We start from the raw sequence: 25,501 nt of genomic DNA, 5'->3' as shown, positions 1-25,501 counted from the left end.
TTTTGCAAAATCAGACTTATCGCCAGTCAGCATTTTAATCATTTTTATTGACAACTACTTTGTTCCGCCCTCTTTGTTTTGCTTGATAAAGCGCAGCATCAGCTGCTTCATTCAAGCTTGCAGCATCGGGAAAATGTGCAAGATCTCCTATACCGCAACTAAAATTCACAGAAAATTCCTCATCGTGACTCAAATGTAATAGCCGCGAGAAAACATTACGTATCTCGTCAATCACTTTCGCTGCCGAAGTTGCATCCGTATCATTCATAATAATTGCAAATTCTTCGCCGCCATACCGCCCGACAATATCCGTTTCTCTTAAACGTTGCTTGAGCAACCGCGCTAGGCTTTTGATAACGCGATCGCCTGCAGCATGCCCATAGGTATCATTAATATTCTTAAAAAAATCAATATCCACCATAGCAAATGATAATGAAGTATTCAATCGACTGGAACGTATTACTTCACGCGCCAGCTCTTCTTTGATGGCAGTATGGTTGAGTAAGCCGGTCAACCCATCATGAATCATTAAAGATCGTAAGAATCGTGCCCGAGTCACGCGTGTTGTTACTGCTGAAATCAAATAGACCGGATCGATGGGCTTAACCAGAAAGTCATCACCGCTCAGACTCATAGCTTCCGGTTGCGTATTGAAATCATTCTCAGAAGAAAGATAAACGATAGGCGTACTCAGAAAACCATCTATCTGCCGGATAATTTTTGCTAATTCAACACCATTACATCCCGGCATGTACAGATCCATCAAAATGAGATCAGGATTAAAATCATTCAATTTATTTAATAGTTGCATTGGCTCGGAAACTGTTTTTACATGCATTTCTGCCTGTTCTAATATGGCTGCATGATAAGCAAGCAGCGTTGGACTATCATCCACAATCAATACACGAAATGGTTCCTGAATTTGCGATGCTGTGATTAAGTCCAGTTGATCAATCAATTCATTGGAGTTAATAGGTTTTGTAAAATATGCGACACTGCCGGCTCGTACTGCGCCTAACCGATACGCCATATCGTCATGCGCTGAAATAAATATCACTCGAACTGGCTGAGCTCGCACTTTCTGAATTTGTTCCATGATTTGAATTCCGCCCATTTCATCCTCAGGAAATTCGATATCCATTAGGATAATCGCATGAGGGTACTGTTCAACGGCGACACGGAATTTATCGAGATGATTGTAAACTTCAACTTCATAGCCATAATAACGTAACTGCAAAGCAAGCTCTTGCGCGGCCTCGTAATCATCTTCCACTACAAAAATTAGATTGGATGCGGGAATATTTGGAAGAAGTGCAGGCTCATCAGTAGCTTTTGAAATAACCTCGATAGTTAGTATCGATTCTTTTTCAATCGAAATTTTCTTCAATTCAAGAATCTGTTGCAGAATCCGGGATGTTTGCAATGCATCGGCTGATATATCTTTCTGCATCAGGTTCTTAAGAACCTGTTCCAGTGCTCGCGCCTCTATACTCAGTTCGGGATAACCAAATGTTTTACCATTGCTGACTAAATTATGTACAGAACGATGCAGCTCTTGAAGCACTTTGATATCCCATTCAATTTGTAGCTTGGCCCAGAGAGCTTCAATTTCATCCATTCTATCTGGAAGCTCGTGCGCAAATAGTGCTAATAACAAACGCATCCTTTCCCGGAATTCTTTGTGTTCTATCACGTTCATAGTTTTATCTGCCTAATGATATGAGATTTCAGCTATCAGTTACATTGAAGGGATCTTCCCGATCCTGCTTGTTGTTTTCAAAGTAGAGTCCAATAAAGTACTCCGCTCCAAGGAGCAAGGAATTAACCCTAGAAGAGATTAAATTCACATCCCCATTCATTTTAATTTTAAAAATTTAATCTCTAAATCTAACATATAAAAATCAATTACTAAATCAAATTACTTCTAAACTTTCTTATCATCATATATAAGATTGCAAATCCAATAAATAAAATCACGAACGAGTTGATTCTCCCGAAATATAAAAATCTATTGTCAATATAAAATAATCCATTGATTATAAATATCAAAACAAATAACTCCTGGAGGCCGTCACTTTAATCAAGCGAAGAAGTGGCCACACTTGATTGGACAGTTTTTTCCATATCTTAAGTGGAAATCTCGCGTTAATGCCTACGCTGTATTTTGCATTGCAGGCAGGTTATCGAAGTAGAACTCATTTGGCGTTTTGTCGTCAAGCGCGGTGTGAGGTCTATATTGGTTGTAGAACATGAAATATTTTTCTAAGCCTTGTTTTGCATCAAAATAAGTGCAATTGGCCCGGCTAAAGAGAATTTATTCAGCGCTTTCGTAAGCTTATTATTTCAATAAGATTATATTTTTCCGATATATCGTCGATATTCACATTTCACACATTATTCACATGTGCTACGATATGATCCACCAAACAATAACCTCGATAAACGAACGGTTTATTCTAACTGCTTCTAAGCCGCGGTTTCCAAAACAGAATTTAAGCAAGGAGAATAAATTATTATGCCACCAAGAATTGCCCACGTTGACGACGATTCAGATATTCGTGAATCAGTTCAACGCATATTACTTAAAAATGGATATGAAGTAGATAGCTATTTGTCAATGCAGGAGTTTATCGATTCATTACAAGATGAAACAAAAAAACCAGATTTGGCTATTCTGGATGTTATGGTTGAATCCATGGATGCCGGATTGACAACTTATGCAAAAATTCACAAGCAATATCCGCAAATTCAGACTATTTTTCTGACGTCGTTAGGTGACATGATTCGACCATATTTTGAAGATGGTTCACATGAATGGGTTTGCATTATGGAGAAACCTGTTGAGCCAATCAGTCTCATGGCAACGATTAATGAACGCTTGAAGAAAGCAGGTGAGGCTGCATAATTTTGTGCAATAAATAATATGGCAAGCACTGAATTCTCCTGGAACAAGCCGAATACTCAAAGTGTATTGCTTGAAATAAAGGGAGATAAATTAAAACTTAGTGACGATGTTTTAATCAGCAATATTCGTTGGTTCATAACTTTCCGCTGGATACTGGTTGCTACACTGGTTTTCTTTGAAATCCTGATGCTATCGACATCAGATGCGCTGATGCAATTAGGCATCAGCGAGCAGCAGAAATGGCCGATCGCCATTATCATCGTACTGATTGTAGCCAATATTGCTTACATCTTTGCGTTAGATCATTGCAAGCCAGGAAAATATAACTCGCCTTCGACTAATTTATGGATTCAGATTATTGTTGACCTGATCTGCTTGTCAGTCGTCGTGCATTATATTGGCAGTACTTCCACGCCAATTTCTTTTTTCTACGTACTCCATATTGCTCTTGCCTGTATCTTTTTTTCTACCCGTGAAAGCCTGTATGTAACAATTTTGGTCTGCTTCATGGATTCGATCGTAATCATGATTGATAACTTTCTAATCACTCAAGCACCGCTTTCTACACTAATAAACAATCAATTTTTGTCTGAAAGTGCTCGCAAAGATGGCGCTTTGATATGGATGTTTTTCCTTGATATACTTTTTTTTGTCGTTTGGTATGTTGTTTCAAGGCTTTCTCTAATCGTTCGCGCACATGAGCACCATCTTCTCGATGCATACAGGAAAATCAACCAAGCACAAGTCGAGAAAGATCAATATGCGCTATTGATCACGCATCAACTTAAATCCCCGCTTGATGCTATTCGCAGCAAAATAAACTTAATCAAAGAAGGTTATTTGGGTGAAACAACACTTGAGATAAGTACTGCACTAGAGCAGATTGATCACCGGGCAAAAAATATGTCTAGCCTAATACTTGATCTACTCCGACTGGAGCGTTTGAAAGATACTTGTCTTGACACTGCAGTTTTCGAGTATGTTGAAATTCAATCTGCCTTACAAAAATGTATTGAAAAACTGACCCCGGTCGCTAGTTCTAAGAATGTTGCACTCAATTTATCCATTGAGAATTTTATTTGCAAAGTAATCCCTGATCAATTAGAAATACTTATAGAAAATATCATCACCAATGCGATCACCTATTCGCACGAAAATACTAGCGTTGAAATCTCATCTAAAGTAGATCGCAATAATTTTCGTGCTAACATTACCATCACCGACCATGGCATTGGTATCGAAGAGAAAGATTTGCCCAATATATTCAACGAATATTTTTATTCTCCTAGAGCAGCACTTCATAACAAGGCATCTAGTGGGATTGGTTTATCCATCGTTAAGATCGCGGCAGAAAATAATCAATTAAAAATTAAGGTTACCAGTGAGCCAGGAGTAGGGACTACATTTACTGTGGCTTTCAGCACAATCGAGTTTCCAGCAGCAACTGGAAGTGCCATACCAATACCCTTAATCAATACCAGCTTGTCTTAGCTGGATAACTCAGTGTAATATGCAGGAAGTTGCTCCATGCTGAAGGAGTTATTGCAAGTTTAATTCAGTTCAGAACTACCATGCCAATAGCGCCGATTTAATTTTCTCCAGCTCTTGACAGACCAATTATTATTTTCAAAACGTATCAAAATAGCACCATCGTTATCGCTACGCATCAACTGACTACTCGAATTATGATAACGCGAGGTTACAGTTTCGCGCGGATGACTATAACGATTAAGATAACCAACCGTGAAAATTGTTAGAGCAGGATTTATTTCTTGTATAAAAGCATCGGTTGATGAAGTGTGGCTGCCATGATGCGGTGCAATCAATACTGTTGCAGGAAGCTTATCACTGGAGCGAGCTAGCAATGCCAACTCGTCTTTCCTTTCAATATCAGCCGGCAATAATACACTGCCATGAGCTGATGTAATTTTTAATACACAACTTCTTGCGTTGGTACTCCGTTTTGAGTTCAAATAATCCCGCTCTAATGGATGCAGCAATTCAAAATGCACTTCGTCCCATTGCCAGGTCTGTCCCGCGCGGCACTGGTCCTTTAAGATTGCTGCCTGCGCTATGGGATGTCGATCGTCTAGTGATGACCACAACTGCATAACCGGTATCTCATTCAACACTGATAGTGCACCGCCACTATGATCCGAATCAGCATGCGACACGACCATAGCATCAAGTCTGCTAATTCCTTCTCCACGTAGAAAGGGCACAATAATGCGACTACCACTATCGGTTTCACCGAATCCAGGGCCCGTGTCAAATAATAATGCATGATGCTCGGTACGTGCTACGACCGCAAGCCCTTGACCAACATCAAGCACAGTCAGCCACAAATCCCCGGTTTTTGGTTGATCCAACTTAACCAAAAACATGGACAGAACTGCAACCATACCCAACCAACGTGCTGGAAAACCAGAAAAAAAGCCCATCCCCAAGCTTCCCGGCAACAGCATCCACAGAATTCCAATAGTAGCTACACTTATTGTCCATATTGGTGGAAAGTGTTGCTGCCATACCGCATGCGGCAAATTGCTTAGTGACTGCAGCATTGCCATGATGACACTTAACACATCATGGATGAACGGTAACATAAAATCGAATGCAGGTATGGTTGCTAACAATGTTAGCGGAACTACTATAAGACTTATCAGGGGAATGGCGATGGCATTAGCGATCGGCGATACTAAGGATATCTGTTGAAATAGCACCAGCAATAAAGGAATTAAAGCCAGCGTAATAGCCCACTGAATCCGCAACCAACCACTGAGCCAATGTATTTTTCCGGTCCGGCCAACAGTTAGTAGCATTATGACGGCAACTGCGCCAAAAGATAACCAGAATCCAGGAGCTAGAATTGCCCATGGATCTAATAATATCACTCCAAGCAACGCCCATGCCAACACTGTAGTTGCCGGTGTCTGACGCCCCATCCATAACACAATCGCCACTACCGCCAGCATATAAAACGCCCGCTGTGCCGGAATTGCAAAACCTGAAAGCACAGCATAGCTAAAAGCCACAATTAATCCAGCCATCACAGCAGCACGCCGTGCCGGAACACGTAATGTCAGATAAATATTACAGCGCCACAACCAATATACCACTGCAAATACTATGCTCGAGATCATCGTGATATGCAAACCGGAAATCGCCATGAGATGGTTAGTTCCAGTACGCGTAAAAACTTGCCATTGATCACGGGGAATTGCATTCTGATCACCTGTTGCCAACGTTTGCAATATTCCTAAATAAGTTTGATTTGCTAAGCTTGCAGCAAAACGATGTTGAATTCCTTCGCGAATATGCGCTATCCAATATACAGGACGTTGAACCATCGGTTGCAGGCGTTGATTCTCAGGCGATACACGCACATATCCAGTTGCACGGATATTGCGCTCCAATGCCCATCTTTCAAAATCGAAACTATGCGGATTTTGATTGCCATGTGGCCGCTTCAAATGCACTGTTAGTTGCCAACGCTCACCTGCACTAACCTTAGGTAATACTGCTTGATTGGCTCCCGACTGTCGCACTTTATACCAAGACAATGCAATCCGCTTGGGCACGATCGCACCCTCAGTATTCACATGCTCGACGTCAAGCTGAAAACGCACACTTCGATCATTTTCTTGCGGCACATTAGCTATCACACCGACTATTTGTATGGCCTTACGCTCCCAGATACGAGGCAGAGAATCGCTCAAACGCCAGTGCGCTAAAATCGCCGCCCAACAAAACCCAAACACGAGAAAAACAATTCCCAACAAGATTCTGCTTATTACAATATGAATTGCCGCTCGGAAAAACCCAAACAGCCCAGCTGCAATTGCCATTGACAACAACAACCCAATCCATTCTACTTCTGGCAGTACGGTTCGGTACTGCAGCCAACCAACGCCAAAAACAAACGCTAGGATATTTAATCTCACGCAAGCATTCTTCAAATTTAGTTTATCTGCGATAACACTATTTATTTACTTTACTTGGAACTTCATTGGGCATTTACTATATTTTATATCATAAAATTAGTATGTTACAATTTACAATAATTTGTTCCATATACATAGCGGCGGTATTTCCTCTGAATATAATGCAAAATCCATCCAATATTCGAAAAGCTAGCTGTAGGTAGCCTCCAAAACTTAATAACAGCAAACATAGAGGAGAAAACGGTGATATTAGATGCAGAGAATTCAAGCCACTCAATGGATTACGGATCTTCGAGCAGAAATTATAAGCTCATTATCAGTATCTCAGAGTTACTCAAAAACGACTCGAAGAATCACATAATCGTTATGTAAATCTTATGATTATGCAACATGGAACAAAGAAAATACTTATTTCTCAAAAATGATGACTACACTATAGAGTATCAGATTGAATTAAAAACTTAACACCCTATACCTCAAAGGAATAAGAATGACAAATATTACTGCAATTCTGGGCAACGAAAGCGAATTACTTCTCAACCATGTTTGCAATACGATACCTAAAGATAATTTGCAACTGCCAGGTTCCGATTTTGTCGATCGTGTAATGTTATTGAGCAATCGCAAGCCGAATGTTTTGCGCAATCTTCAGGCACTTTATTGTCACGGACGTTTATCCAGCACAGGCTATTTATCATTATTGCCCGTAGATCAAGGGGTCGAACATTCAGCGGGTGCATCATTTGCGCCTAATCCAATGTTCTTTGATCCCAAAAATATCGTAGAGCTTGCTATTGAAGGCGGTTGCAATGGCGTTGCTTCCACCCTGGGGGTATTGGCAATTGTGTCACGCCAATATGCGCACAAAATCCCCATGATTCTCAAAATCAACCATAATGAATTACTGACTTATCCTAATAAATTTGATCAGACAATGTTTGCTAGTGTTAACCAGGCCTTCAACATGGGAGCTTGTGCTGTAGGTGCGACTATTTTTTACGGCTCGGATGAATCGCGTCGCCAAATACGAGAGGTTTCTGCAGCATTTGAACATGCACATGATCTGGGCATGGCCACTATACTATGGGCATACACACGCAATAGCGCATTTAAAGTTGCAGACAAAGATTACCATGAGAGCGCCGATTTAACCGGTCAAGCGAATCATCTGGCAGTCACCATTGGCGCAGACATCGTTAAACAGAAAATGGCTACCAATAATGGAGGGTATAACGCAATAAAATTCGGAAAAACTCACTCTAAAGTATATAGCGAACTAACAACAGACCATCCGATTGATCTTGTACGATACCAAGTGGCTAATTGTTACATGGGACGGATCGGTATGATCAATTCAGGTGGCGAATCGGGTAGTGATGATTTGCATCAAGCCGTTCGAACTGCTGTAATTAACAAACGCGCTGGGGGCATGGGGCTCATATCCGGACGCAAGGCATTCCAGAAACCTGTTGCCGAAGGCATCAAGTTGCTCAACGCAATCCAAGACGTATATTTATCACATGAAGTAACGATAGCTTGAGCGGTATAGTAGTTCAGACCCCTACCTGAACTACTATAGCAACAACTAATCACTTGGCAGATGATTTTATAGCATCCAAGTTGATTCGCGCATCTTCGTTTCCCTGTGCGGCTGCTTTCTCAAACCACTCGATAGCTTCCTTTTCATCTCTCGCTACGCCTTCACCAGTAAAATACATGGCACCTAAATTATTTTGTGCATCTACATGTCCTTGTTCGGCAGCTTTCTTGAATAACTCAACAGCTTGCTCCATATCTTGAGGCACACCTTCGCCATTTGCATACATGAGCCCTAAATTGAATTGTGCATCGGCATAGCCCTGCTCTGCTGCGCGGTAAAACCATCCGGCTGCAAGCTCCGGGTCGGTATTCAACACTTGACCAGAAACTGTCTTGGAAACAGCATCACCGGTATAATACATCACACCTAAACCATTCTGAGCAACCGGATCTCCAGCTCTCGCATCTTCCATGAGCGCCTTAAATTTTTCCTCGGCAAAATTTTCATCGTCTATACCTGCCGGCATAATTTGTTCCTTCAGCGCAGCTTTTTCTTCTTCCGTCAAGCCTTCACTCATAAATGACGGGATCTCACCCATCCTGGTGATTTCGCTCATGGGGTTTGGTATTGAGCTACTTTCTGATTTATCATTTTTTGTTTCTTCGCCGCAACCTTGAAGTAATAAAACTACTATAGCAAATAATAAAACAGCAAAAACTTTCATTTATAATTTCCTTTATTTCTCAAATGAAACGATATAAGTAAATACACTATAGCAAACTCGATTAGAAGTTGTGATTGATATTTACTAATTAGCACCAGATTTTCTTAACAATTCAACAATCTCCCGATAACGATAGTGACTAGCAAGCATCAATGCAGTCATTCCATTGCTAGCTTTAAGATCCAGATTGGCATTTGCTGCAATCAATGAATAAACTGCTCTCAAATTACCATGTTGGGCCGCAAGCATTAGCGCGGTAGCTCCATTTTCCAACTGATAATTTACTTCGGCTTTTGCATTAACCAAATTTTCAATGGTTTGTTGATGCCCCTCTCGTGCAGCCAGCATGAGAGCTGTCATACCATCGTCTCGTTTAGCATTTACGTCAGCATGGGCATCTAACAACAAAGTAATCACCTTCCTTCTGTCTTTCTCAGCAGCTAAGATTAAAGCCGTGCCATCTCCTTTAGAAACAGCATTTACATCAGCACCGGCTCTCAGTAAAATTTCAACAACCTGTTCACGACCATCCCGGGAAGCTCTCATCAAAGCCGACAAACCATCCTCTGCTCTTAAATTCGCATCCACACCAGCTTGCAGGAATTGTTCAACGATAGCAGAATTTCCTTTATTAACTGCAGCTAGAAAAGCCGCACTCAATTCTTGCGAATTTATCTGTTGATTATCAAGAATATTCTTAACCAAAGAAAAATTTCCTCTCTCTGCAGCAGCGATCAATTCACTATCAATAACCGCTGACCAAGCATTGAAAGCTTGAGAGGCAAATAAAAACACTATTCCTGGTAAAAATTCTTTGATAAAAAATCTTGGCATGAAAAATTCTCCCTGATAATTCAATGATATTCACACAGATAATTCTAATAATCCCACTTGAACCCTAATCAACTTATCGGTTTCGTATTTATTGGTCGAATGACAGAATTATACAATTTAAATAATTCTTTTACCGCTGTCTCGCCTTGAATTCTCATGCCAATTACATTTCAAGACCATGTGCAGTATGCTATTCTTGCAAAAGCTGTTATTAAGTACTGCTCTCAATACAAAAAGAATCTCATTCAAGCCACTATATCAATTGGAATGTTTTAACGTTGGCATCTTGGCAGATTATGTGATTATAGTTAATAAGCTAAAGTTCTTACTCCAATAACCATTCAAAAAATTAATTTTATGATCATTGATCATTATGACATCGTTATTGTGGGTGGTGGCCCGGTAGGCATGGCATTAGCTCTTGGCCTACGCGATAGTGGAGTATCGAGTCTACTTCTTGAAGCTCGCGGGTTACCAGAGAAAGACGAAGACCCGCGCCCATTGGCATTATCACATGGCAGTTATCTGATATTGCAGCGCCTAGAAGTATGGAACAGGTTAATAAAAAACACTCCGATTCAAACGATTCATATTTCTAATCGCGGCAGCTTTGGGCGCACTATTTTGGAATCTCAGGATGCCGGTGTTCCTGCATTAGGTTATGTAGTGAATTATCATGATCTTTTTAGTGCCATGCATGCGCAATTGACTACCTCACAATCCAATTATATTACGGGCGCTTTAGTTACCCGAATCGATACTACTGAAAACTCGGGTAATGTATTTTTTGACCAACACGGAAAACCAAAGCAAATAACCGCTAAGCTTCTTGTCTTAGCTGATGGCGGTCAACTGATCAAGCAAATACCCGACATCAATTATCGATCATATGATTATCAACAGTGGGCTGTAGTGGCAAATATTAAAGCTGAACAAAAACAAACAGGTATCGCTTATGAACGCTTTACTTCAGATGGACCTGTTGCACTACTTCCAAATGATCAGGATTTTTCTCTGGTATGGACCGTAGCTCCAGATATTGTAAAAGAAATTACTGAACTGAATGACAAGTCTTTTCTGTTCCAGTTGCACCAACATTTTGGCGACAGGCTCGGAAAATTTATCGGCGCGGGAAAAAGATCAGCATTTCCATTAGCGCTTAAGTATGCCACATCCACCGTATCTCAAAGAATCGCGCTCATCGGCAATGCAGCACAGACTTTACATCCGGTTGCAGGACAGGGGTTTAATCTAGGTCTGAGAGATGCCTATGAATTGGCATGTGAAATCATTCACGCGAAAAATATATCTCAAGAACTCGGCACACCCACCATGTTATCCAAATACCTTCAACGAAGACGAAAGGACAGTAACGTTGTTAGAACCTTCACTGACACTCTGGTCAAGTTATTTTCTAATGATAGCAAAATACTCAGTCAAGCTTGTGGACTCGGTTTAAGTACTTTAGATTGTGTACCGCCACTTAAACGTTTTATTGCCCGTCGCATGATATTTGGTGCAAAAGAATAATTCTCGATCTTTATTCCACGGTCAATTTGACAAAGGTTATAATAAAGCTCGCAATAAGATATACAATTTTATTTTCCTGACCAAGCTTTAAGCTACTTGCAAATAACAGTAATACTCAACATCAGATTTAACTGCTTACTATTTATAATCTCTCCCAAAGATGTTTCCATGCAAATTGGTTCTCACATTCTAAAAAATAAATTGATTGTTGCTCCAATGGCTGGTGTTACCGATCGACCATTTAGGCAACTATGCAAATCAATGGGTGCTGGCATGGCTGTTTCCGAAATGGTGTCGTGCAACTCACTGCTATGGGGTTCTATAAAAACACGGCGGCGCGCGAACCATGAAGGAGAAGTTTCTCCAATTTCTGTTCAAATTGCTGGCGCTGATCCTCAGATGCTTGCGGCAGCAGCGCAGTATAATGCAGAAAATGGCGCTCAGATTATCGATATCAATATGGGATGCCCAGCAAAAAAAATATGTAATGTCATGGCCGGTTCAGCGCTATTACAAGATGAAAAATTAGTAGAAAAAATCTTAGTCGCAGTAGTAAGATCCGTCGATATTCCGGTAACCCTTAAAATTCGCACTGGATGGGATAAACAACATAAAAATGCCTTATCTATTGCACATATTGCGGAAAGCTCGGGTATTCAAGCGCTCGCAATTCATGGGCGAACACGGGCATGTGCATACACTGGCACCGCGGAATACGACACCATAGCAGCTGTAAAGGCAGCAGTTAAAATTCCTGTCATTGCAAATGGTGATATCACTACCCCTGAACAAGCAAAGCAGATACTCGCTTATACTAAAGCAGATGCGATTATGATAGGTCGCGCTGCGCAAGGAAGACCCTGGATTTTCCGCGAAATAGATCATTTTCTTACAACCGGCCAACACCTCCAATCTCCTGAAGTATCTGATATACATCAAGTTTTAATTAATCATCTTCATGATTTATATCATTTCTACGGTGAATACTCGGGTATTCGCATCGCACGCAAACATATATCTTGGTATACCAAAGGACTCATAGGATCAGCTGGCTTTCGTCAGGCAATGAACCAATTACAAACCACTGATCAGCAAATTTCTGAAACCAATAAATTTTTTACCCAATTAGCTAAGCAAGGCCAAAGATTGAGTTACATCAAAATGGGGAGTAATTAGTTTATGAGCGCAGCAAAGGAGAATGAAATTGCATCATGCATACGTAATGCCATAGTCGGATATCTCAATGATCTAGATGGAGAAAAACCCGGAAATATCTATAGTATGGTGATTCAAAGTGTTGAAAAACCTTTAATAGAAGTTGTTATCCAGCATACCCACGGTAACCAAACACAAGCAGCTGTATTACTTGGGGTAAACCGTAATACACTGCGTCAAAAAATGAAACAGTATCGAATCAAATGATCATAAAACAAGCACTCATCAGTGTTTCTGACAAAACCGGAATCATTGAATTAGCCCAGAAATTGACCCATTGTGATATCAAAATTATCTCAACGGGCGGCACTGCAAGACTACTAAGCGAAGCTGGAATATCCGTTCATGAAGTAAGTGATTACACTGGTTTCCCAGAAATGCTGGATGGTCGAATTAAAACGCTCCATCCTAAAATTCATGCTGGCATTCTCGCACGTAACGATTTGCCAGATCATCAGCAAGCACTTGATCAAGCATCGATACCGAATATCGAACTGGTAATTGTTAATTTATATCCGTTCAAGCAAACGATCGCAAAACAAAACTCTACGCTCATTGATGCGATTGAAAATATTGACATTGGAGGCCCCACGATGATTCGGGCAGCTGCCAAAAATTATCAGAAGGTTACTGTAATCACCGATCCACTAGATTATTCTTCACTTTGCGATGAACTTGAAGGTAATAATAAATCGATCAGTTTGGCAACTCGTTTTAAGTTGGCGCAAAAGGCTTTTGCACACACGGCTTCCTATGACGGCGTTATCGGTAATTATTTGACTGCATTGGATGAGAATTTTCTTCACAAGGATTTCCCAGAATCACTGAATCTGAATTTCAATATCGTGCAGAATTTACGCTATGGAGAAAACCCGCATCAAAAAGCGGCATTCTATCGAGATTCGACTATAACCTCTGGCAGCTTAGCAAATTATCAACAGCTGCAGGGCAAGGAATTATCCTATAATAATATTGCAGATACGGACGCGGCTTGGGAGTGTGTCAAAACGTTTGACAAACCGGCCTGTGTAATCGTGAAACACGCTAATCCTTGCGGAATAGCCATTTCAGAATCAATATTGAATGCCTACCACCTTGCATTTGCAACCGATCCGGTATCTGCTTTTGGTGGCATCATCGCTTTTAACCAAGTTATCGACAAGAACACTGCAGAAGCAATCCTTAAACAATTTGTTGAAGTGATTATTGCACCGGAAATTTCGTCCGAGGCGCAACAGCTCTTGTCGCAAAAAAATAATATCCGGGTGTTGGTTGTACCGTTACAAATGGAAAACTCTATCTATGACTTGAAAAGAGTTAATGGCGGACTTCTTGTTCAAACACCGGACACTTCCAACATTACAGTGTCCGATCTAGCTATAGTCACCAAAGTAAAACCCACCCCACAGCAATTAGATGATTTATTGTTTGCATGGCGAGCGGCAAAGTTTGTTAAATCTAATGCTATTGTATTTTGTCGTAATGGCCAGACAATCGGCATTGGCGCCGGTCAAATGAGCCGGATTGACAGTGCGCGAATCGCATCCATAAAAGCCCAGCAGGCAGGTTATACACTGACAGACTCTGTTGTCGCATCGGATGCATTCTTCCCTTTTCGCGATGGTTTAGACGTTGTTGTACAAGCAGGAGCAACAGCGATAATTCAACCTGGCGGCAGTATTCGTGACGACGAAGTTATTGCTGCTGCGGACGAGCAAGGAATCTCGATGATATTCACGAGCATTCGTCATTTTCGACATTAGACAACCTCTATATCATGAAGCTATTAGTTATTGGTGGAGGGGGTAGAGAACACGCGCTAGCGTGGAAGTTAAGTCTTTCACCGCGCGTACATAAAGTGTTTGTGGCACCTGGTAATGCGGGCACAGCACTTGAACGCGGTTTAGAGAATATCCCAATTACATCAATCCCTGATCTAATCGAATTTGCACGGAAAGAACATATTGCAATTACGGTCGTCGGGCCAGAAATACCACTTGCTGCAGGTATTGTTGATGCGTTTCAGGCCAGCAACTTAAAAATCTTTGGGCCAAACCAACAGGCAGCCCAGCTTGAGACTTCAAAGATTTTTGCCAAGAAATTCATGCAGCGGCACCAAATCCCCACCGCATCTTATGAGAGTTTTACTAACCCTGAACTGGCACATCAGTATATAGACCAACAGCATGTCCCTTTAGTAATTAAAGCGGATGGTCTCGCAGCAGGAAAAGGCGTTATTGTCGCGCAAACCCACGATGAAGCTCACTCGGCTGTCAATACGATACTGGTTGAGAAAAATCTTGGTGCTGCAGGCTGCGAAATTATTATTGAAGAATTTCTTCAAGGCATAGAAGTCAGCTTTATCGTCATGACTGATAGCCTCCATATTCTCCCATTAGCGACTAGCCAGGATCATAAACGCCTTTACGATGGAGAATTGGGCCCAAATACTGGTGGAATGGGTGCATACTCGCCCGCTCCTTTTATTTCGCCCAATCTACATGCACAAATCATGCGCAATATCATTGATCCCGTTATCAGCGGATTAAAACAAGAAGGCATCCACTATACCGGATTTCTTTATGCCGGTTTAATGATTACAGCGGATGGCCATGCAAACGTGCTGGAATTTAACTGCCGCCTGGGAGATCCGGAAACGCAACCTATTATGCTACGCTTAAAAAGTGATCTCTTGACACTCATTGAGCATGCCACCAATGAAACGCTTAATAAAGCTGATGCCGAATGGGACAAGCGTGCTGCACTTGGCGTTGTAATGGCTGCGCATGGTTATCCGGAAAATCCGAGAAAAAATGATGTAGTTCATGGCCTACATGAGCTCATCAATGAACAGGAAAATACTGATAATTTTCATATTTTTCATGCCGGAACGTTCATGGGCGGAAAAGATGAAAAGGAAATTATGACTGCAGGTGGACGAGTTTTATGCGTAACAGCACTTGGAGAAAACGTAAAAATAGCGCAGCAGAATACTTATAAGCTCATTAAAAAAATTTACTTTGATGGTTATCAGATTCGTCACGATATCGGCTATCAAAGTATAAATTATCAGAAAAAAGGCTAAACAAAGCGCAATTAATTGTTTTCAAATATAATTGAATAAGGATAACCCAGAAATCTTAACATAGGATTGCTGTGCAGCCTGAAGGTATAGCTGTTGTCTTTGGAAATTAGAAATCACTTCCGACAAATCAGCGTCTTGTAAATTAGAAAGTGATTTTTCAAATTGAATATTTTGATCATCGCCAACACTTTCTAAGCTATCGATTTCATTCATCCGAGCCCCAATGGCAGACTGTTTTGTAAGCACATGTTCCAGACTATTGTTAATGTTTTGTAGCACTGTATCTAAACTATTTGACAACCGCGCACCTCCAGGTTGACCGCTGGAAGGTGTTTCGAGCGCCGTAATTAAGTCGCTCATGGTTTTAAAAATACTTTGATTGCTGCTTGGAGAAACCGTAAATTTATCTCCATTTTCTGGATCTCCTTTGATACTTAACTGTATTCCATCAAAACTAATCGCACTGTCACTTGTATAAGAATTGCCTGATGAAACCGCCAATCCAGTAGTTATATTTACGATGTTATAAGTTGTCACGCCAGCAGCAACTGTGAAATCAATCTCATAATTCGCACCTGTAAGATTAGCTGGTGTAATTACTGATCCTTTATCAATAATACCGGTACCATTGTTTAGTGAGTCAGCTGCCGTTGAAAAAACACCATTTCCGTTCTTTATACGTTCAAAAACATCAGTACCCGAGTCGTTGACAGCAAGTTGACGCGCCGGCCCAACTTGATTCATTCTCTGCCCTTGATCTCCTGCATACTGCACATTAAGCCCCGTTTTCACAAAAGGTTTTGTATTGGCCTGATATCCTGAAAACAAGAATTGTCCATTCTCGTCCGTAGTATTGGCTAAGCCAACTAACGAATCAAACTTACCACGCAGTTCAGTCGCAAGAATTTTTTTATCCGCATCGTTTAGTGATGAATTTCCAGCGTAAACTGTTGAGCTGTGCACACTTTGGAGAATCGAGGTCAATTCCTTCAATACATTTTCTTCCAGCCCCAATGAGGAACTCGCACTGGCACGATTAACTGAGAATTGCTTATTCAATGATGCTGCTTGAGCGATATTCAATGCTTGTGCAGCAGCAATTGGATCATCCGAAGGTGTAAGGATTCGTTTACCAGTAGATAGCTGCTGTTGAGTCTTAACTAAAGTACTCTGGTTCTGAAGCATCAAATTTGTCCCAGTTTCATAAATTGTATTGGTACTAACACGCATGATATTGTCTCCAGGTTAGAAATACATCTAACTAATGCGAAGAATTGAATCGAATAATGTATTGCTCATTTCAATGATCTTACTTGCAGCTTGGTAAGCCTGCTGGAAGCGCATTAAGTTGGCAGCTTCTTCATCAAGATTAACACCTGATGTAGACTGTATAGTATTTTCAATTTGTGTAAGAAAATTAGCTTGCGACTTACTGGTCACTTCTAACTCCCGCGTCTTATTACCAATTTGACTAACCAGCTGTCCGTACGCAGACTGATATGATGCCGTCCCATTTTCTACGGTATTTTTAGTTTGCAAAGCACCCAGCAACAATGCATTACGATTATCAGCAGATCCGTTAAGGTTAGGTGCAATTGTAAAGATGTCTCCTGCAGCGGGGCTCCCACTAATTTGGAAAGTATAACCATTGAAGCTAATATCAGCTCCTTCGGCATATGCTTGATTAGTAGCCGGCAACCCAGTACCAGTACCAGTCACATCATATTGGCCATCGTATGGTGTATGAAATGTTATAGTTAGCGGTTGTTGTAGATCAGGATCTAGGGGCAATGGATTTACAGTTCCGGCACTAATTTTGCCAGTGCCAGTATTCGTTGTTGCTGCATTGGTACGATTAGGTCCCGCCGCAGCAATTTTGGATGTGTCATTAATATTTACTGCGATATCTTTCGCACCATTTACAGTAGGCTGTATCCGAAATCTTTCGTTAATAAGAATAGTCGCTCCCGTAACTGAAATACCATCAAGCATTAATGGCGCCCCTCCTGATGGGGCAATTAAAGTGCTTATCGAAGTATTATCGGATAGTCTTGTCAATGTATAGTTAGTACCATCGTACGAGAACTGATAGTCGCTCGCAGTTAAGGCACCATAATCACTTATACTTGTAGTAATACTAGAAGTTGGATTATTGGTTAAGGCTGACGTTACTTTAGGTGAAGGCACAGTGAAGAAATTCACTCCCATATCTCCATTTAGATCCACACCCAATTGATGTTGCGCATTAAAACTATGCGCTAACGTAATAGCCACTCTTCCTAATGCATTTTGTGCGCTATCCAGCGTATCACCTCGAAAATGCAAAAGCCCTCCTAAAGCTCCGCCTGTAATCTGATTCTCAGGAATTTGAATAGTACTGTTTCTAGAAACAAGACCTAAGGTTAAATCACTAGGATTATCAGATGATTGAATCGCTTGCAACGTTAGTGTTTTACTTCCAACAACTAATGCTTGGCCATTACCAACGAAAACATTTATAACGCCACTGCTATCCCGAACGATATCCGTATTGACTAATTTACTTAATCGATTTATGAGTTCATCGCGCTGATCCAGCATATCATTAGCAGGCTGCCCGCCAGCCGCACCTTCCGCCAACGTGATCTGTTGATTCATATCGGCCAATTGGCTTGCTAATGAATTTACCTCGACCACAATACTGGTAATTTGGCCGTTAATACCTTCTCTCATTTGTGACATACGCTGATCCATGGCTTGGAAACGTGCCGCAAGCGCTTCTCCATTACTTATCATAGCCTGGCGTGATGGAACTACCGATGGATTTGATGTCACATCTTGTAGTGCACTAAAAAAATTTTGAAGTGCCGGGGAAAGTCCGGAAGCAGTATCTCCCAGCATATCGTCTAATTGTTTTATTTGTGCATAATGACTATCGAGCGACTGGCTTTGTGTTTGAATCTGTAAAGATTGGTTAGCAAGAAATTGATTGTATACGCGTTGAACTGTGGTCGAGTGAACTCCGCGCCCAAAAAATCCGGCTCCCGATGATTGTGGTATATTGGTATTAAGCATAACCTGTTGGCGATTATATCCAGGGGTAGCCACATTACTAATATTATGGCTGGTTGTTAATAGCTGGTTTTGCGCAGCTAATAAACCAGAAATCCCAATGTCAAGAATACCATTTCCCATAGCTTATATCCGGCCTTTAATTTTTAATAATCTCAATAGTTATATCGGTAAGTTAATAAAAGAATTGAAAATTTTTCTTTATCAAATGAACTTACGATTCTGTAACGCTTCGCTATTATTTATTTGAATCAACTTCTCGGCATATTTTGGATCGGTAGCATAACCGGCTCGCTGCAGACCCGTTGCAAACGCCGCAAAATCAGAAGATTCCAAAACTTTTGCATAACGTGGGTTATCCAATAACAATCTAGCATAATCATTAAATCCTTCCGCATAGGAGCTATAAGCACGAAATTTATCGACTATCTTTTGCGGTGTACCATTAATATATTCAGTAGTTACCTTCTCCACAGTGTCACCTTTCCAGCTTGCACCGGCTTTAATACCAAACAGGTTGTAACTTGGGCTATTATCAGCACGACGAATCTCATGTTTACCCCATCCACTCTCCAGTGCCGCTTGGGCCAGCATAAAATGAGGAGGAATACCCGTCGATTGTGAGGCAATCTTTGCATGTGGCAAAAGCGTATTGATAAAATCCATTGATCGATTAAATGAGTTCTTCAGTTGTGATTCGACTTGGACAGGTGCAACAAAAGCCTCATCTGGCGAATTCATTTTTTCTACTGGAATCATCGTTTGCTTTGAATTAGATGCACTAGGCCACAATTGTTCTGATCTATCATTGGGATGCCCACTCTTTATCACTAATGGTTGATTAATTGCATTGATAGAAGACAAAAGGGCATCGGCCTGGCTTATCGAAGTCTGTGGTTCAATCGAGCCATCCGCTCTACCTAATTGTTTTACTAATATATTAGCAATACCAATCCCCTTGGTTGACAGGTGCTGAGCAAGCTGCTGGTCATACATTTGCGTAAAAAACTGTGTTTGCTGACTATCAAACATTCCGTCCTTAGGAGTTGCTTCCCGCATGCTTTTAAGTAACATATTCATGAACAGTGCTTCGAATTGCTGCGCTGCTTTATGCAAAGCCTGCTCCGGATCCCGCTTAGCCATCAAGTGCAAATCATCAATGCTTTTGGCATCAACCGCAAGCTTGCTCGAAATATCCGGTGATATCATCATGTGTGTATTCTCAGGGTTAAATAATTTCCAAATCTGCGCGCAGTGAACCTGCCGCTTTTAGTGCTTGTAAAATTGACAATAAATCTTGTGTTGTTGCGCCAATCGCTGTTAAAGCTTTAACAACCTCACCAAGATCAGCACCATTTGGCAACAACATTAAATTTCCTTCGTCGGTACGTATTTCGACTTGAGATCGTTGTGTGACAACAGTCTCACCACGTTGCGCGAATGGGCCCGGTTGACTAATGACAGGTTCCGTATTGATAATGATCGATAAATTGCCATGCGCGATCGCACTTGTTTCAAGCGTGACCGATTGATTCATTACAATGGATCCGGTGCGGGAATTGACAATAACTTTTGCTGTTGCTTTAGCCGGAACGACATCCATGCTTTCAATCTGAGAAATAAACATAATTCTCTGACTGGTATCTATAGGCGCTTTTACTTGCACAACACGTCCATCAACCGCAACAGCAGAAGATGGATAAAGTGAATTGATGGCATCCACAATTCGATTCACCGTTGTAAAATCGGTTGAATTTAACTCAAGATTAATATAATCCCCCTGCCCGACTACTGTGGGAATTTCACGCTCAACTATACCTCCCCCACTGATTCTCCCAACGCTAAGATGATTAACCTGTACACTACTTCCTCCAGCAGCAGCTCCAACACCACCTACCAGAATACTTCCTTGCGCCATCGCATAAACTTGATTATCCGCCCCTTTTAGCGGGGTCATTAACAATGTGCCTCCACGCAAGCTTTTTGCATTACCCATAGATGACACCGTAACATCAATATGTTGCCCGGTTTTAGTAAATGCAGGCAGAGTCGCTGTTACCATCACAGCAGCAACATTTCGTAACTGCAAATTGGTGCCGGGCGGCAAATTAACACCTAATTGACCCAACATACTAATAACGCTTTGTACCGTAAATGGCGTCTGGGTAGTCATATCACCACTGCCATCTAGGCCGACAACTAATCCATAGCCTATCAATTGATTATTACGCACCCCCTGAATCGATGCTAAATCCTTAATTCGATCTGCAAAATTTATGCCCGGTAACAACAAACATACCATCAGTAAGCTATGGATAATTAGGTGCGGAATTTTCATAATGGCATGTGTTTTCTTAGGAAATCAGATAAATATATTAAAACTATCAAAAAGGTGTCACATTTAGAAAAAAGCGTGATAGCCATCCCATTGTCTGTGCTTCATCAATATAACCGTTGGCGCGGTATTCAATGCGTGCATCCGCTATCTGTGTTGATGATATGGTGTTTGCCATAATATGTATTGGATTGATCACTCCAGAAAGCCTTATAAACTCTTGCCCTTGGTTAATTCCAATTTGTTTCTCTCCGCTGACAACCAGATTTCCATTTGGTAGCGCCTCAATCACTGTTACCGTAATCGTTCCTATAAAATTATTCTTACTAGAACTTTCACCGCCGCCATCAAAACTATTGTTGGATTTAGCTTCAACTGTGGCATGTTTTTTTAAAAAACTTAAAGGTATCCCCAAAAGACTAGGGACCGAGAAATCAATACTTCCAGAGCGATCCACATTACTTTCTGAACTCTTACTTGCATTTGTCCGTTCGTTCAAGGTGACAATGATCGTATCGCCAACACTTCTTGCGCGTCGATCCTCAAATAATGGTGTATAGCGCACTCCATTCGTCGTGCTATTAAGGGCTTGTAAAATGGAACCATTAGGCTGAATAACTGCCAAGCTTTGATGGGCTGGACGCAAAGAATTAGGTTGATGGGTAACTGTCGCTGGAATGGATGTGCAACCCGATGCAAACATGAAGAGTATCAAGACATACAAAGAGCTATATTTATTGTCTATCAACAGTTGCCAGTTAACCATTCTATTGCTCCCGTTAATTTACCAATTATAGTTGCGCCAGTCTTTGCAACATTTGATCAGAAGTCTCAATAGACTTGGAATTCATTTCATAAGCACGCTGGGTTTGAATCATATTAACCAATTCCTCTACCACGCTTACATTTGAAGTTTCAACAAACCCCTGATCTAGAATCCCTAGTCCATTGGTGCCAGGCGCATTCTGATTGGGTGTTCCGCTGGATGCAGTTTCCATGTATAAATTCTCACCCATTTTCTGTAATCCAGATGGATTAATAAAACTTGCCAATTGGATATTACCAAGCTGTATCGGCGCAGTTGCACCTGGTACCGTTGCAGATACCGTACCATCCCGTCCTACAGTAACCGTCTGTGTATTCGGGGGAACAACAATTGCCGGCTGCACCATATACCCACTGGACGTTACAAGTTGACCATTAAGGTCTAATTGAAATGCTCCATCACGCGTGTAAGCGGTTGTGCCATCAGGCATTAAAACCTGAAAAAAACCCAGTCCACGGATTGCAACGTCGCGTGGATTATCAGTTGGCTGTATTATTCCCTGAGTGAATATACTCTCAGTTGCAACTGGTTTAACGCCCGTGCCAAGCTGTAAGCCGGAAGGCAACTGAGTTTGTTGCGAGGACTGAGCACCTGGTTGACGCAATGTTTGATACATCAAATCTTCAAATACTGCGCGAGACCGCTTAAAGCCATTGGTATTGACATTCGCCAAATTATTAGCAATAACATCCAATTTGGTTTGCTGTGCTTCTAAACCCGTTTTGGAAATCCATAATGAACGTATCATTTGATCAATTCCTATATTTAATTGTTGCTAAGCTCTAACCAGCATAACTTGACTTGCCTGTTGCGCATTGCTCTGCGCGTTTTCCAGCATCTTCATTTGCATATCGAACTGACGAGCCAGAGCGATCATATTGACCATTTCATGCACAACATTCACGTTACTCCCTTCCAGGGTTCCATCAATCAGTCGGACTCTGGCATCAACCAGCGCCTCTTTGCCATCTTTTTGACGAAACAAGCCATCGGCACCCTTTACAAGATTTTCTTCTGGTGGATTAACCAATTTAATTCGCCCAACTATAGCCACCGTATTAGGCAGAGCATTAAGCGGGACTGTCGATACAGTTCCATCTACACCGATAGTAATGCGCGTTTCCGGCGGAACAGAAATAACCCCAACGTCACCTTTGACTTTCAATCCATTCTGGGTTGAAAGCAAGCCATTGGCACCAACTTGCAAGCTGCCATTCCGGGTATACGCCTCTTCACCATTATCAAGTTGCACAGCAATCCAACCAGGACCCCGAATAGCAACATCAAGATCTCGTCCAGTCGTCTCTAATGGACCCGCGGTAAAATCGGAACCTGTCGTTGAATCCACTACAAAAGCGCGTGTTGGCAATCCATCTCCAAATAGTGGAACAGCACGGAATGCATTGGTCTCAGCCCGGTAACCCGTTGTCGATGCATTAGCGAGATTGTGTGCAACGGTCGCTTGTTGATTCAGCGTATGGTTTGCACCAGTCATCGATGTATAAATAAGTCGGTCCATGAATGCTTACTCAGCTCGGGTAAAAAAGTTAAAGATTAACCAATGTTTGCAAAACAGTATCCTGAGTCTCAATGGTCTTGGCATTCGCTTGATACATCCGCTGCGCGGTAATCATTTTCACCAATTCAGAGGTTAAATCCACATTAGCAGCTTCAACGGCTGAAGCTTGGAGTGTTCCTAATGTTCCCGAATTTGGCTGCCCAACCAAAGGTTGGCCTGAGCTGGGTGTTTCTATCCAACGACCATCACCAATAGGATTTAGGCCCTGTGGATTAACAAAATTGGCCAAGACAACTTGTCCCAGCGACCTATTTTGCCCATTACTATAATTTCCTTGAATCACGCCATCAGCGCCTGTTGTAAAACCAGCCAACCGACCCGATGCATACCCATCACTTTGTGATAAATTAACGCCAAAATCAGATCCAAATTGTGTTGCTGTAGTTAAATCCAAGGCGAAGATCAATGGAGAATCTGCTCCCAGTGTTGGTTCGATGGTGGCAAAATCAACCGACACGTTAAAAGATGCAGAGGGTGCAGTCAAAATTCCATTTTCATCAAACGTTAATGTTACTGAAGGTGCCCCATCTAAGGTAACTCCAATAGGAACTCCCGTTGTTCCATCTACTGCACCATCGACGCTCGCGTACATATTCCATGTATTGGCTGTTGTATCCGATTTCTGGAAATAATACGAAAGCACATGATTATTACCCAGACTATCGAAAAACTCTCCAGATCTTGTCCGATTAAAGCTCCTGAGGTTATTCGCATCAAAAGTAGCTACGTCAGGTGCTGTTGCATTTGATGGCAAATTGAAACCTAAGTTGAAAGTTGATGTAATCTTTGGTGGAATATCAGATGTACTTAATTTTAAAAGGGTGGGTTGACTGGAGTCTATGTTTCCATCGGCACCTGCAGCATATCCCGTTAAATTTGTTCCATTTGCATCTGTAAGAAACCCATTTCCATCAAGACGAAATTGACCATTCCGACTATAACTGATCACACCGTTATCACTCATGCGGAAAAAGCCTTGTCCATTTATCGCTATATCCAGCGGATTATTGGTCGGCGCAATATCTCCTTGATTGAACGATTGTGCGACTGTGGCTACCCGTGCGCCGATACCTATCTGCGTACGGGAGGAACCTGCTCCATCCAACGAGTTTGCAAATATATCGGTAAATTGAGCTTGAGCCTGTTTATATCCAACAGTATTTGCATTGGCAATGTTATTGCCAACGACATCAAGATTTGTCGACGCCGCACTTAAACCACTTAAACCTTGTTGAAAACTCATCTTGCTCTCCTAATCAAAAAACCTGTTTAATATCAGACAAACTGACTAATCCCAACTTATTACCCATATCCAGATGCGTTCCCAGATCTCCATGGGAAACACTGTTTACTGTGCCAAATGAAAGTGTATTGACCTTAACTTCCTTATCACCCTGCTTTGCCGTGACTGTAAAGGTATAGTCTCCATCTGCAGCTTTAGCGCCACTATCTGTCGCACCATCCCAACCAATAGTACTAACACCGGCCGGTTGCACACCAAGTGTCTTAGTGTGAATTGCAATCCCCGAACTATCGAATATCGTTACAATAGCTTGATCGACCGATTGTTCTAATTCGATCCCGGCTATGGCACCCTCTCCTTCAAGAGATATTGACTTTCCGGGAACAAAAGCACTATGTCCAATCATTTCCAGTGCCTCTACTGATCGACTATCATCAGTACTGGAAACCAATTGCTGCAGCGTTGAATTTAATTTATCGATACCTGTCACCGTGCTAATTTGCGCCAACTGACTAGTCACTTCTGCGTTATCCAGCGGTTTCAATGGGTCCTGATTTTTCATTTGGGTAACCAGGAGCTTCAGAAAGCGATCTTGAGGATCTTCGGCTTGTTTCTTAGCTGTGATACCTGTCGTGGTTCCCGATGATACTGATGGCAAATCGGCTTGTTGTTGAACTGAATTCATAAAATGCT

General features: G+C 41.6%; 23 protein-coding genes. 8 read left to right on the top strand and 15 right to left on the bottom strand.

Annotated elements, in window-relative coordinates; all coding sequences use genetic code 11:
- Positions 1–34: 34 nt before the first annotated feature.
- A complete protein-coding gene (locus QZV86_RS02870; protein WP_295623843.1) occupies positions 35–1,699 on the bottom strand; it encodes a diguanylate cyclase in 1,665 nt (554 codons plus the stop codon).
- A 453-nt stretch (positions 1,700–2,152) separates the two neighbouring features.
- On the bottom strand, positions 2,153–2,314 hold the full coding sequence (locus tag QZV86_RS13765; RefSeq protein WP_366925680.1) for an integrase core domain-containing protein: 162 nt from the start codon (positions 2,312–2,314) through the stop codon (positions 2,153–2,155).
- Between the two features lie 201 nt (positions 2,315–2,515).
- Here QZV86_RS13765 and QZV86_RS02865 point away from each other — a divergent pair, with 201 nt between their 5' ends.
- Positions 2,516–2,905: a response regulator gene (locus QZV86_RS02865; RefSeq protein WP_295623841.1), complete on the top strand. Its 390-nt coding sequence runs from the start codon at positions 2,516–2,518 to the stop codon at positions 2,903–2,905.
- A gap of 989 nt (positions 2,906–3,894) precedes the next feature.
- Here the strand turns inward: QZV86_RS02865 and QZV86_RS13760 are convergent.
- Positions 3,895–3,972 carry a hypothetical protein gene (locus tag QZV86_RS13760; protein ID WP_366925679.1) on the bottom strand — a complete coding sequence of 26 codons (78 nt, stop codon included), beginning with the start codon at positions 3,970–3,972 and terminating at the stop codon, positions 3,895–3,897.
- Here QZV86_RS13760 and QZV86_RS13755 point away from each other — a divergent pair.
- On the top strand, positions 3,971–4,396 hold the full coding sequence (locus tag QZV86_RS13755) for an ATP-binding protein (RefSeq protein ID WP_366925678.1): 426 nt from the start codon (positions 3,971–3,973) through the stop codon (positions 4,394–4,396). The two genes, QZV86_RS13760 and QZV86_RS13755, sit on opposite strands and share 2 nt — an antisense overlap.
- Positions 4,397–4,455: 59 nt before the next feature.
- Here QZV86_RS13755 and QZV86_RS02855 read toward each other — a convergent pair whose 3' ends face one another.
- Entirely contained in the window at positions 4,456–6,846 is a 2,391-nt protein-coding gene (locus QZV86_RS02855) for a DNA internalization-related competence protein ComEC/Rec2 (RefSeq protein WP_295623837.1), read from the bottom strand.
- Positions 6,847–7,336: 490 nt separating this feature from the next.
- Between QZV86_RS02855 and QZV86_RS02850 the strand changes: the two genes are divergently transcribed.
- Positions 7,337–8,386, top strand: a complete 1,050-nt coding sequence (locus QZV86_RS02850) for a class I fructose-bisphosphate aldolase (protein ID WP_295623835.1) — start codon at positions 7,337–7,339, stop codon at positions 8,384–8,386.
- A 49-nt stretch (positions 8,387–8,435) separates the two neighbouring features.
- Here the strand turns inward: QZV86_RS02850 and QZV86_RS02845 are convergent, their stop codons facing one another.
- Positions 8,436–9,110, bottom strand: a complete 675-nt coding sequence (locus tag QZV86_RS02845) for a tetratricopeptide repeat protein (protein ID WP_295623833.1) — start codon at positions 9,108–9,110, stop codon at positions 8,436–8,438.
- An 84-nt stretch (positions 9,111–9,194) separates the two neighbouring features.
- The gene (locus QZV86_RS02840) at positions 9,195–9,944 is read right to left on the bottom strand and encodes an ankyrin repeat domain-containing protein (protein ID WP_295623832.1); all 750 of its coding nucleotides are present in this window, start codon (positions 9,942–9,944) and stop codon (positions 9,195–9,197) included.
- 357 nt (positions 9,945–10,301) lie between these two features.
- On the opposite strand from QZV86_RS02840, the gene QZV86_RS02835 reads away from it, so the two are divergent.
- From QZV86_RS02835 to purD, 5 genes are all read left to right on the top strand, one after another.
- Positions 10,302–11,474, top strand: coding sequence for an FAD-dependent monooxygenase (locus QZV86_RS02835; RefSeq protein WP_295623830.1), 1,173 nt, complete (start codon positions 10,302–10,304; stop codon positions 11,472–11,474).
- 168 nt (positions 11,475–11,642) lie between these two features.
- Complete coding sequence (dusB, locus tag QZV86_RS02830) at positions 11,643–12,650, top strand: tRNA dihydrouridine synthase DusB (protein ID WP_295623828.1); 1,008 nt, start codon at positions 11,643–11,645, stop codon at positions 12,648–12,650.
- Positions 12,651–12,653: 3 nt separating this feature from the next.
- Complete coding sequence (locus tag QZV86_RS02825; protein ID WP_295623826.1) at positions 12,654–12,896, top strand: helix-turn-helix domain-containing protein; 243 nt, start codon at positions 12,654–12,656, stop codon at positions 12,894–12,896.
- A complete protein-coding gene (gene purH / locus QZV86_RS02820; protein WP_295623824.1) occupies positions 12,893–14,452 on the top strand; it encodes a bifunctional phosphoribosylaminoimidazolecarboxamide formyltransferase/IMP cyclohydrolase in 1,560 nt (519 codons plus the stop codon). The genes QZV86_RS02825 and purH overlap by 4 nt, the downstream gene beginning before the upstream one ends.
- A gap of 14 nt (positions 14,453–14,466) precedes the next feature.
- Positions 14,467–15,774 carry a phosphoribosylamine--glycine ligase gene (gene purD / locus QZV86_RS02815; RefSeq protein ID WP_295623822.1) on the top strand — a complete coding sequence of 436 codons (1,308 nt, stop codon included), beginning with the start codon at positions 14,467–14,469 and terminating at the stop codon, positions 15,772–15,774.
- A gap of 21 nt (positions 15,775–15,795) precedes the next feature.
- On the opposite strand, the gene flgL is transcribed toward purD, so the two are convergent.
- The 9 genes from flgL to QZV86_RS02770 all read right to left on the bottom strand — a co-directional run bounded on the left by flgL (position 15,796) and on the right by QZV86_RS02770 (position 25,493).
- Positions 15,796–17,004, bottom strand: coding sequence for a flagellar hook-associated protein FlgL (gene flgL / locus QZV86_RS02810; RefSeq protein ID WP_295623820.1), 1,209 nt, complete (start codon positions 17,002–17,004; stop codon positions 15,796–15,798).
- A gap of 27 nt (positions 17,005–17,031) precedes the next feature.
- Positions 17,032–18,948 (bottom strand): flagellar hook-associated protein FlgK, encoded by a 1,917-nt coding sequence (gene flgK, locus QZV86_RS02805; RefSeq protein ID WP_295623818.1) that lies wholly within the window; start codon positions 18,946–18,948, stop codon positions 17,032–17,034.
- 81 nt (positions 18,949–19,029) lie between these two features.
- Entirely contained in the window at positions 19,030–20,037 is a 1,008-nt protein-coding gene (gene flgJ / locus QZV86_RS02800; RefSeq protein WP_295623816.1) for a flagellar assembly peptidoglycan hydrolase FlgJ, read from the bottom strand.
- Between the two features lie 16 nt (positions 20,038–20,053).
- Positions 20,054–21,127, bottom strand: coding sequence for a flagellar basal body P-ring protein FlgI (locus tag QZV86_RS02795; RefSeq protein ID WP_295623862.1), 1,074 nt, complete (start codon positions 21,125–21,127; stop codon positions 20,054–20,056).
- A gap of 82 nt (positions 21,128–21,209) precedes the next feature.
- A complete protein-coding gene (locus QZV86_RS02790) occupies positions 21,210–21,926 on the bottom strand; it encodes a flagellar basal body L-ring protein FlgH (RefSeq protein WP_295623814.1) in 717 nt (238 codons plus the stop codon).
- Between the two features lie 25 nt (positions 21,927–21,951).
- Positions 21,952–22,734 carry a flagellar basal-body rod protein FlgG gene (gene flgG / locus QZV86_RS02785; RefSeq protein WP_295623812.1) on the bottom strand — a complete coding sequence of 261 codons (783 nt, stop codon included), beginning with the start codon at positions 22,732–22,734 and terminating at the stop codon, positions 21,952–21,954.
- 27 nt (positions 22,735–22,761) lie between these two features.
- A complete protein-coding gene (gene flgF, locus QZV86_RS02780; RefSeq protein WP_295623810.1) occupies positions 22,762–23,505 on the bottom strand; it encodes a flagellar basal-body rod protein FlgF in 744 nt (247 codons plus the stop codon).
- A 28-nt stretch (positions 23,506–23,533) separates the two neighbouring features.
- Positions 23,534–24,808, bottom strand: a complete 1,275-nt coding sequence (gene flgE, locus QZV86_RS02775) for a flagellar hook protein FlgE (RefSeq protein WP_295623808.1) — start codon at positions 24,806–24,808, stop codon at positions 23,534–23,536.
- A 13-nt stretch (positions 24,809–24,821) separates the two neighbouring features.
- Complete coding sequence (locus tag QZV86_RS02770; RefSeq protein ID WP_295623806.1) at positions 24,822–25,493, bottom strand: flagellar hook assembly protein FlgD; 672 nt, start codon at positions 25,491–25,493, stop codon at positions 24,822–24,824.
- Positions 25,494–25,501: the final 8 nt, after the last annotated feature.

The organism is uncultured Nitrosomonas sp., assembly GCF_902826915.1.
Taxonomy (GTDB): domain Bacteria; phylum Pseudomonadota; class Gammaproteobacteria; order Burkholderiales; family Nitrosomonadaceae; genus Nitrosomonas.
Note: the sequence above shows the minus strand (reverse complement) of the source record. Positions and strands in the feature narration are given on the sequence as shown.

Bases quoted from the DNA above. Each gene is read 5' to 3' on its own strand.
- QZV86_RS02870 (WP_295623843.1), bottom strand. From the start codon at position 1,699: ATGAACGTGATAGAACACAAAGAATTCCGGGAAAGGATGCGTTTGTTA.
- QZV86_RS02865 (WP_295623841.1), top strand. From the start codon at position 2,516: ATGCCACCAAGAATTGCCCACGTTGACGACGATTCAGATATTCGTGAA.
- QZV86_RS13760 (WP_366925679.1), bottom strand. From the start codon at position 3,972: ATGGATAAATTGAGTGCAACATTCTTAGAACTAGCGACCGGGGTCAGT.
- QZV86_RS02850 (WP_295623835.1), top strand. From the start codon at position 7,337: ATGACAAATATTACTGCAATTCTGGGCAACGAAAGCGAATTACTTCTC.
- QZV86_RS02845 (WP_295623833.1), bottom strand. From the start codon at position 9,110: ATGAAAGTTTTTGCTGTTTTATTATTTGCTATAGTAGTTTTATTACTT.
- QZV86_RS02840 (WP_295623832.1), bottom strand. From the start codon at position 9,944: ATGCCAAGATTTTTTATCAAAGAATTTTTACCAGGAATAGTGTTTTTA.
- QZV86_RS02835 (WP_295623830.1), top strand. From the start codon at position 10,302: ATGATCATTGATCATTATGACATCGTTATTGTGGGTGGTGGCCCGGTA.
- dusB (WP_295623828.1), top strand. From the start codon at position 11,643: ATGCAAATTGGTTCTCACATTCTAAAAAATAAATTGATTGTTGCTCCA.
- QZV86_RS02825 (WP_295623826.1), top strand. From the start codon at position 12,654: ATGAGCGCAGCAAAGGAGAATGAAATTGCATCATGCATACGTAATGCC.
- purH (WP_295623824.1), top strand. From the start codon at position 12,893: ATGATCATAAAACAAGCACTCATCAGTGTTTCTGACAAAACCGGAATC.
- purD (WP_295623822.1), top strand. From the start codon at position 14,467: ATGAAGCTATTAGTTATTGGTGGAGGGGGTAGAGAACACGCGCTAGCG.
- flgL (WP_295623820.1), bottom strand. From the start codon at position 17,004: ATGCGTGTTAGTACCAATACAATTTATGAAACTGGGACAAATTTGATG.
- flgK (WP_295623818.1), bottom strand. From the start codon at position 18,948: ATGGGAAATGGTATTCTTGACATTGGGATTTCTGGTTTATTAGCTGCG.
- flgJ (WP_295623816.1), bottom strand. From the start codon at position 20,037: ATGATGATATCACCGGATATTTCGAGCAAGCTTGCGGTTGATGCCAAA.
- QZV86_RS02795 (WP_295623862.1), bottom strand. From the start codon at position 21,127: ATGGTATGTTTGTTGTTACCGGGCATAAATTTTGCAGATCGAATTAAG.
- QZV86_RS02790 (WP_295623814.1), bottom strand. From the start codon at position 21,926: ATGGTTAACTGGCAACTGTTGATAGACAATAAATATAGCTCTTTGTAT.
- flgG (WP_295623812.1), bottom strand. From the start codon at position 22,734: ATGATACGTTCATTATGGATTTCCAAAACGGGTTTAGAAGCACAGCAA.
- flgF (WP_295623810.1), bottom strand. From the start codon at position 23,505: ATGGACCGACTTATTTATACATCGATGACTGGTGCAAACCATACGCTG.
- flgE (WP_295623808.1), bottom strand. From the start codon at position 24,808: ATGAGTTTTCAACAAGGTTTAAGTGGTTTAAGTGCGGCGTCGACAAAT.
- QZV86_RS02770 (WP_295623806.1), bottom strand. From the start codon at position 25,493: ATGAATTCAGTTCAACAACAAGCCGATTTGCCATCAGTATCATCGGGA.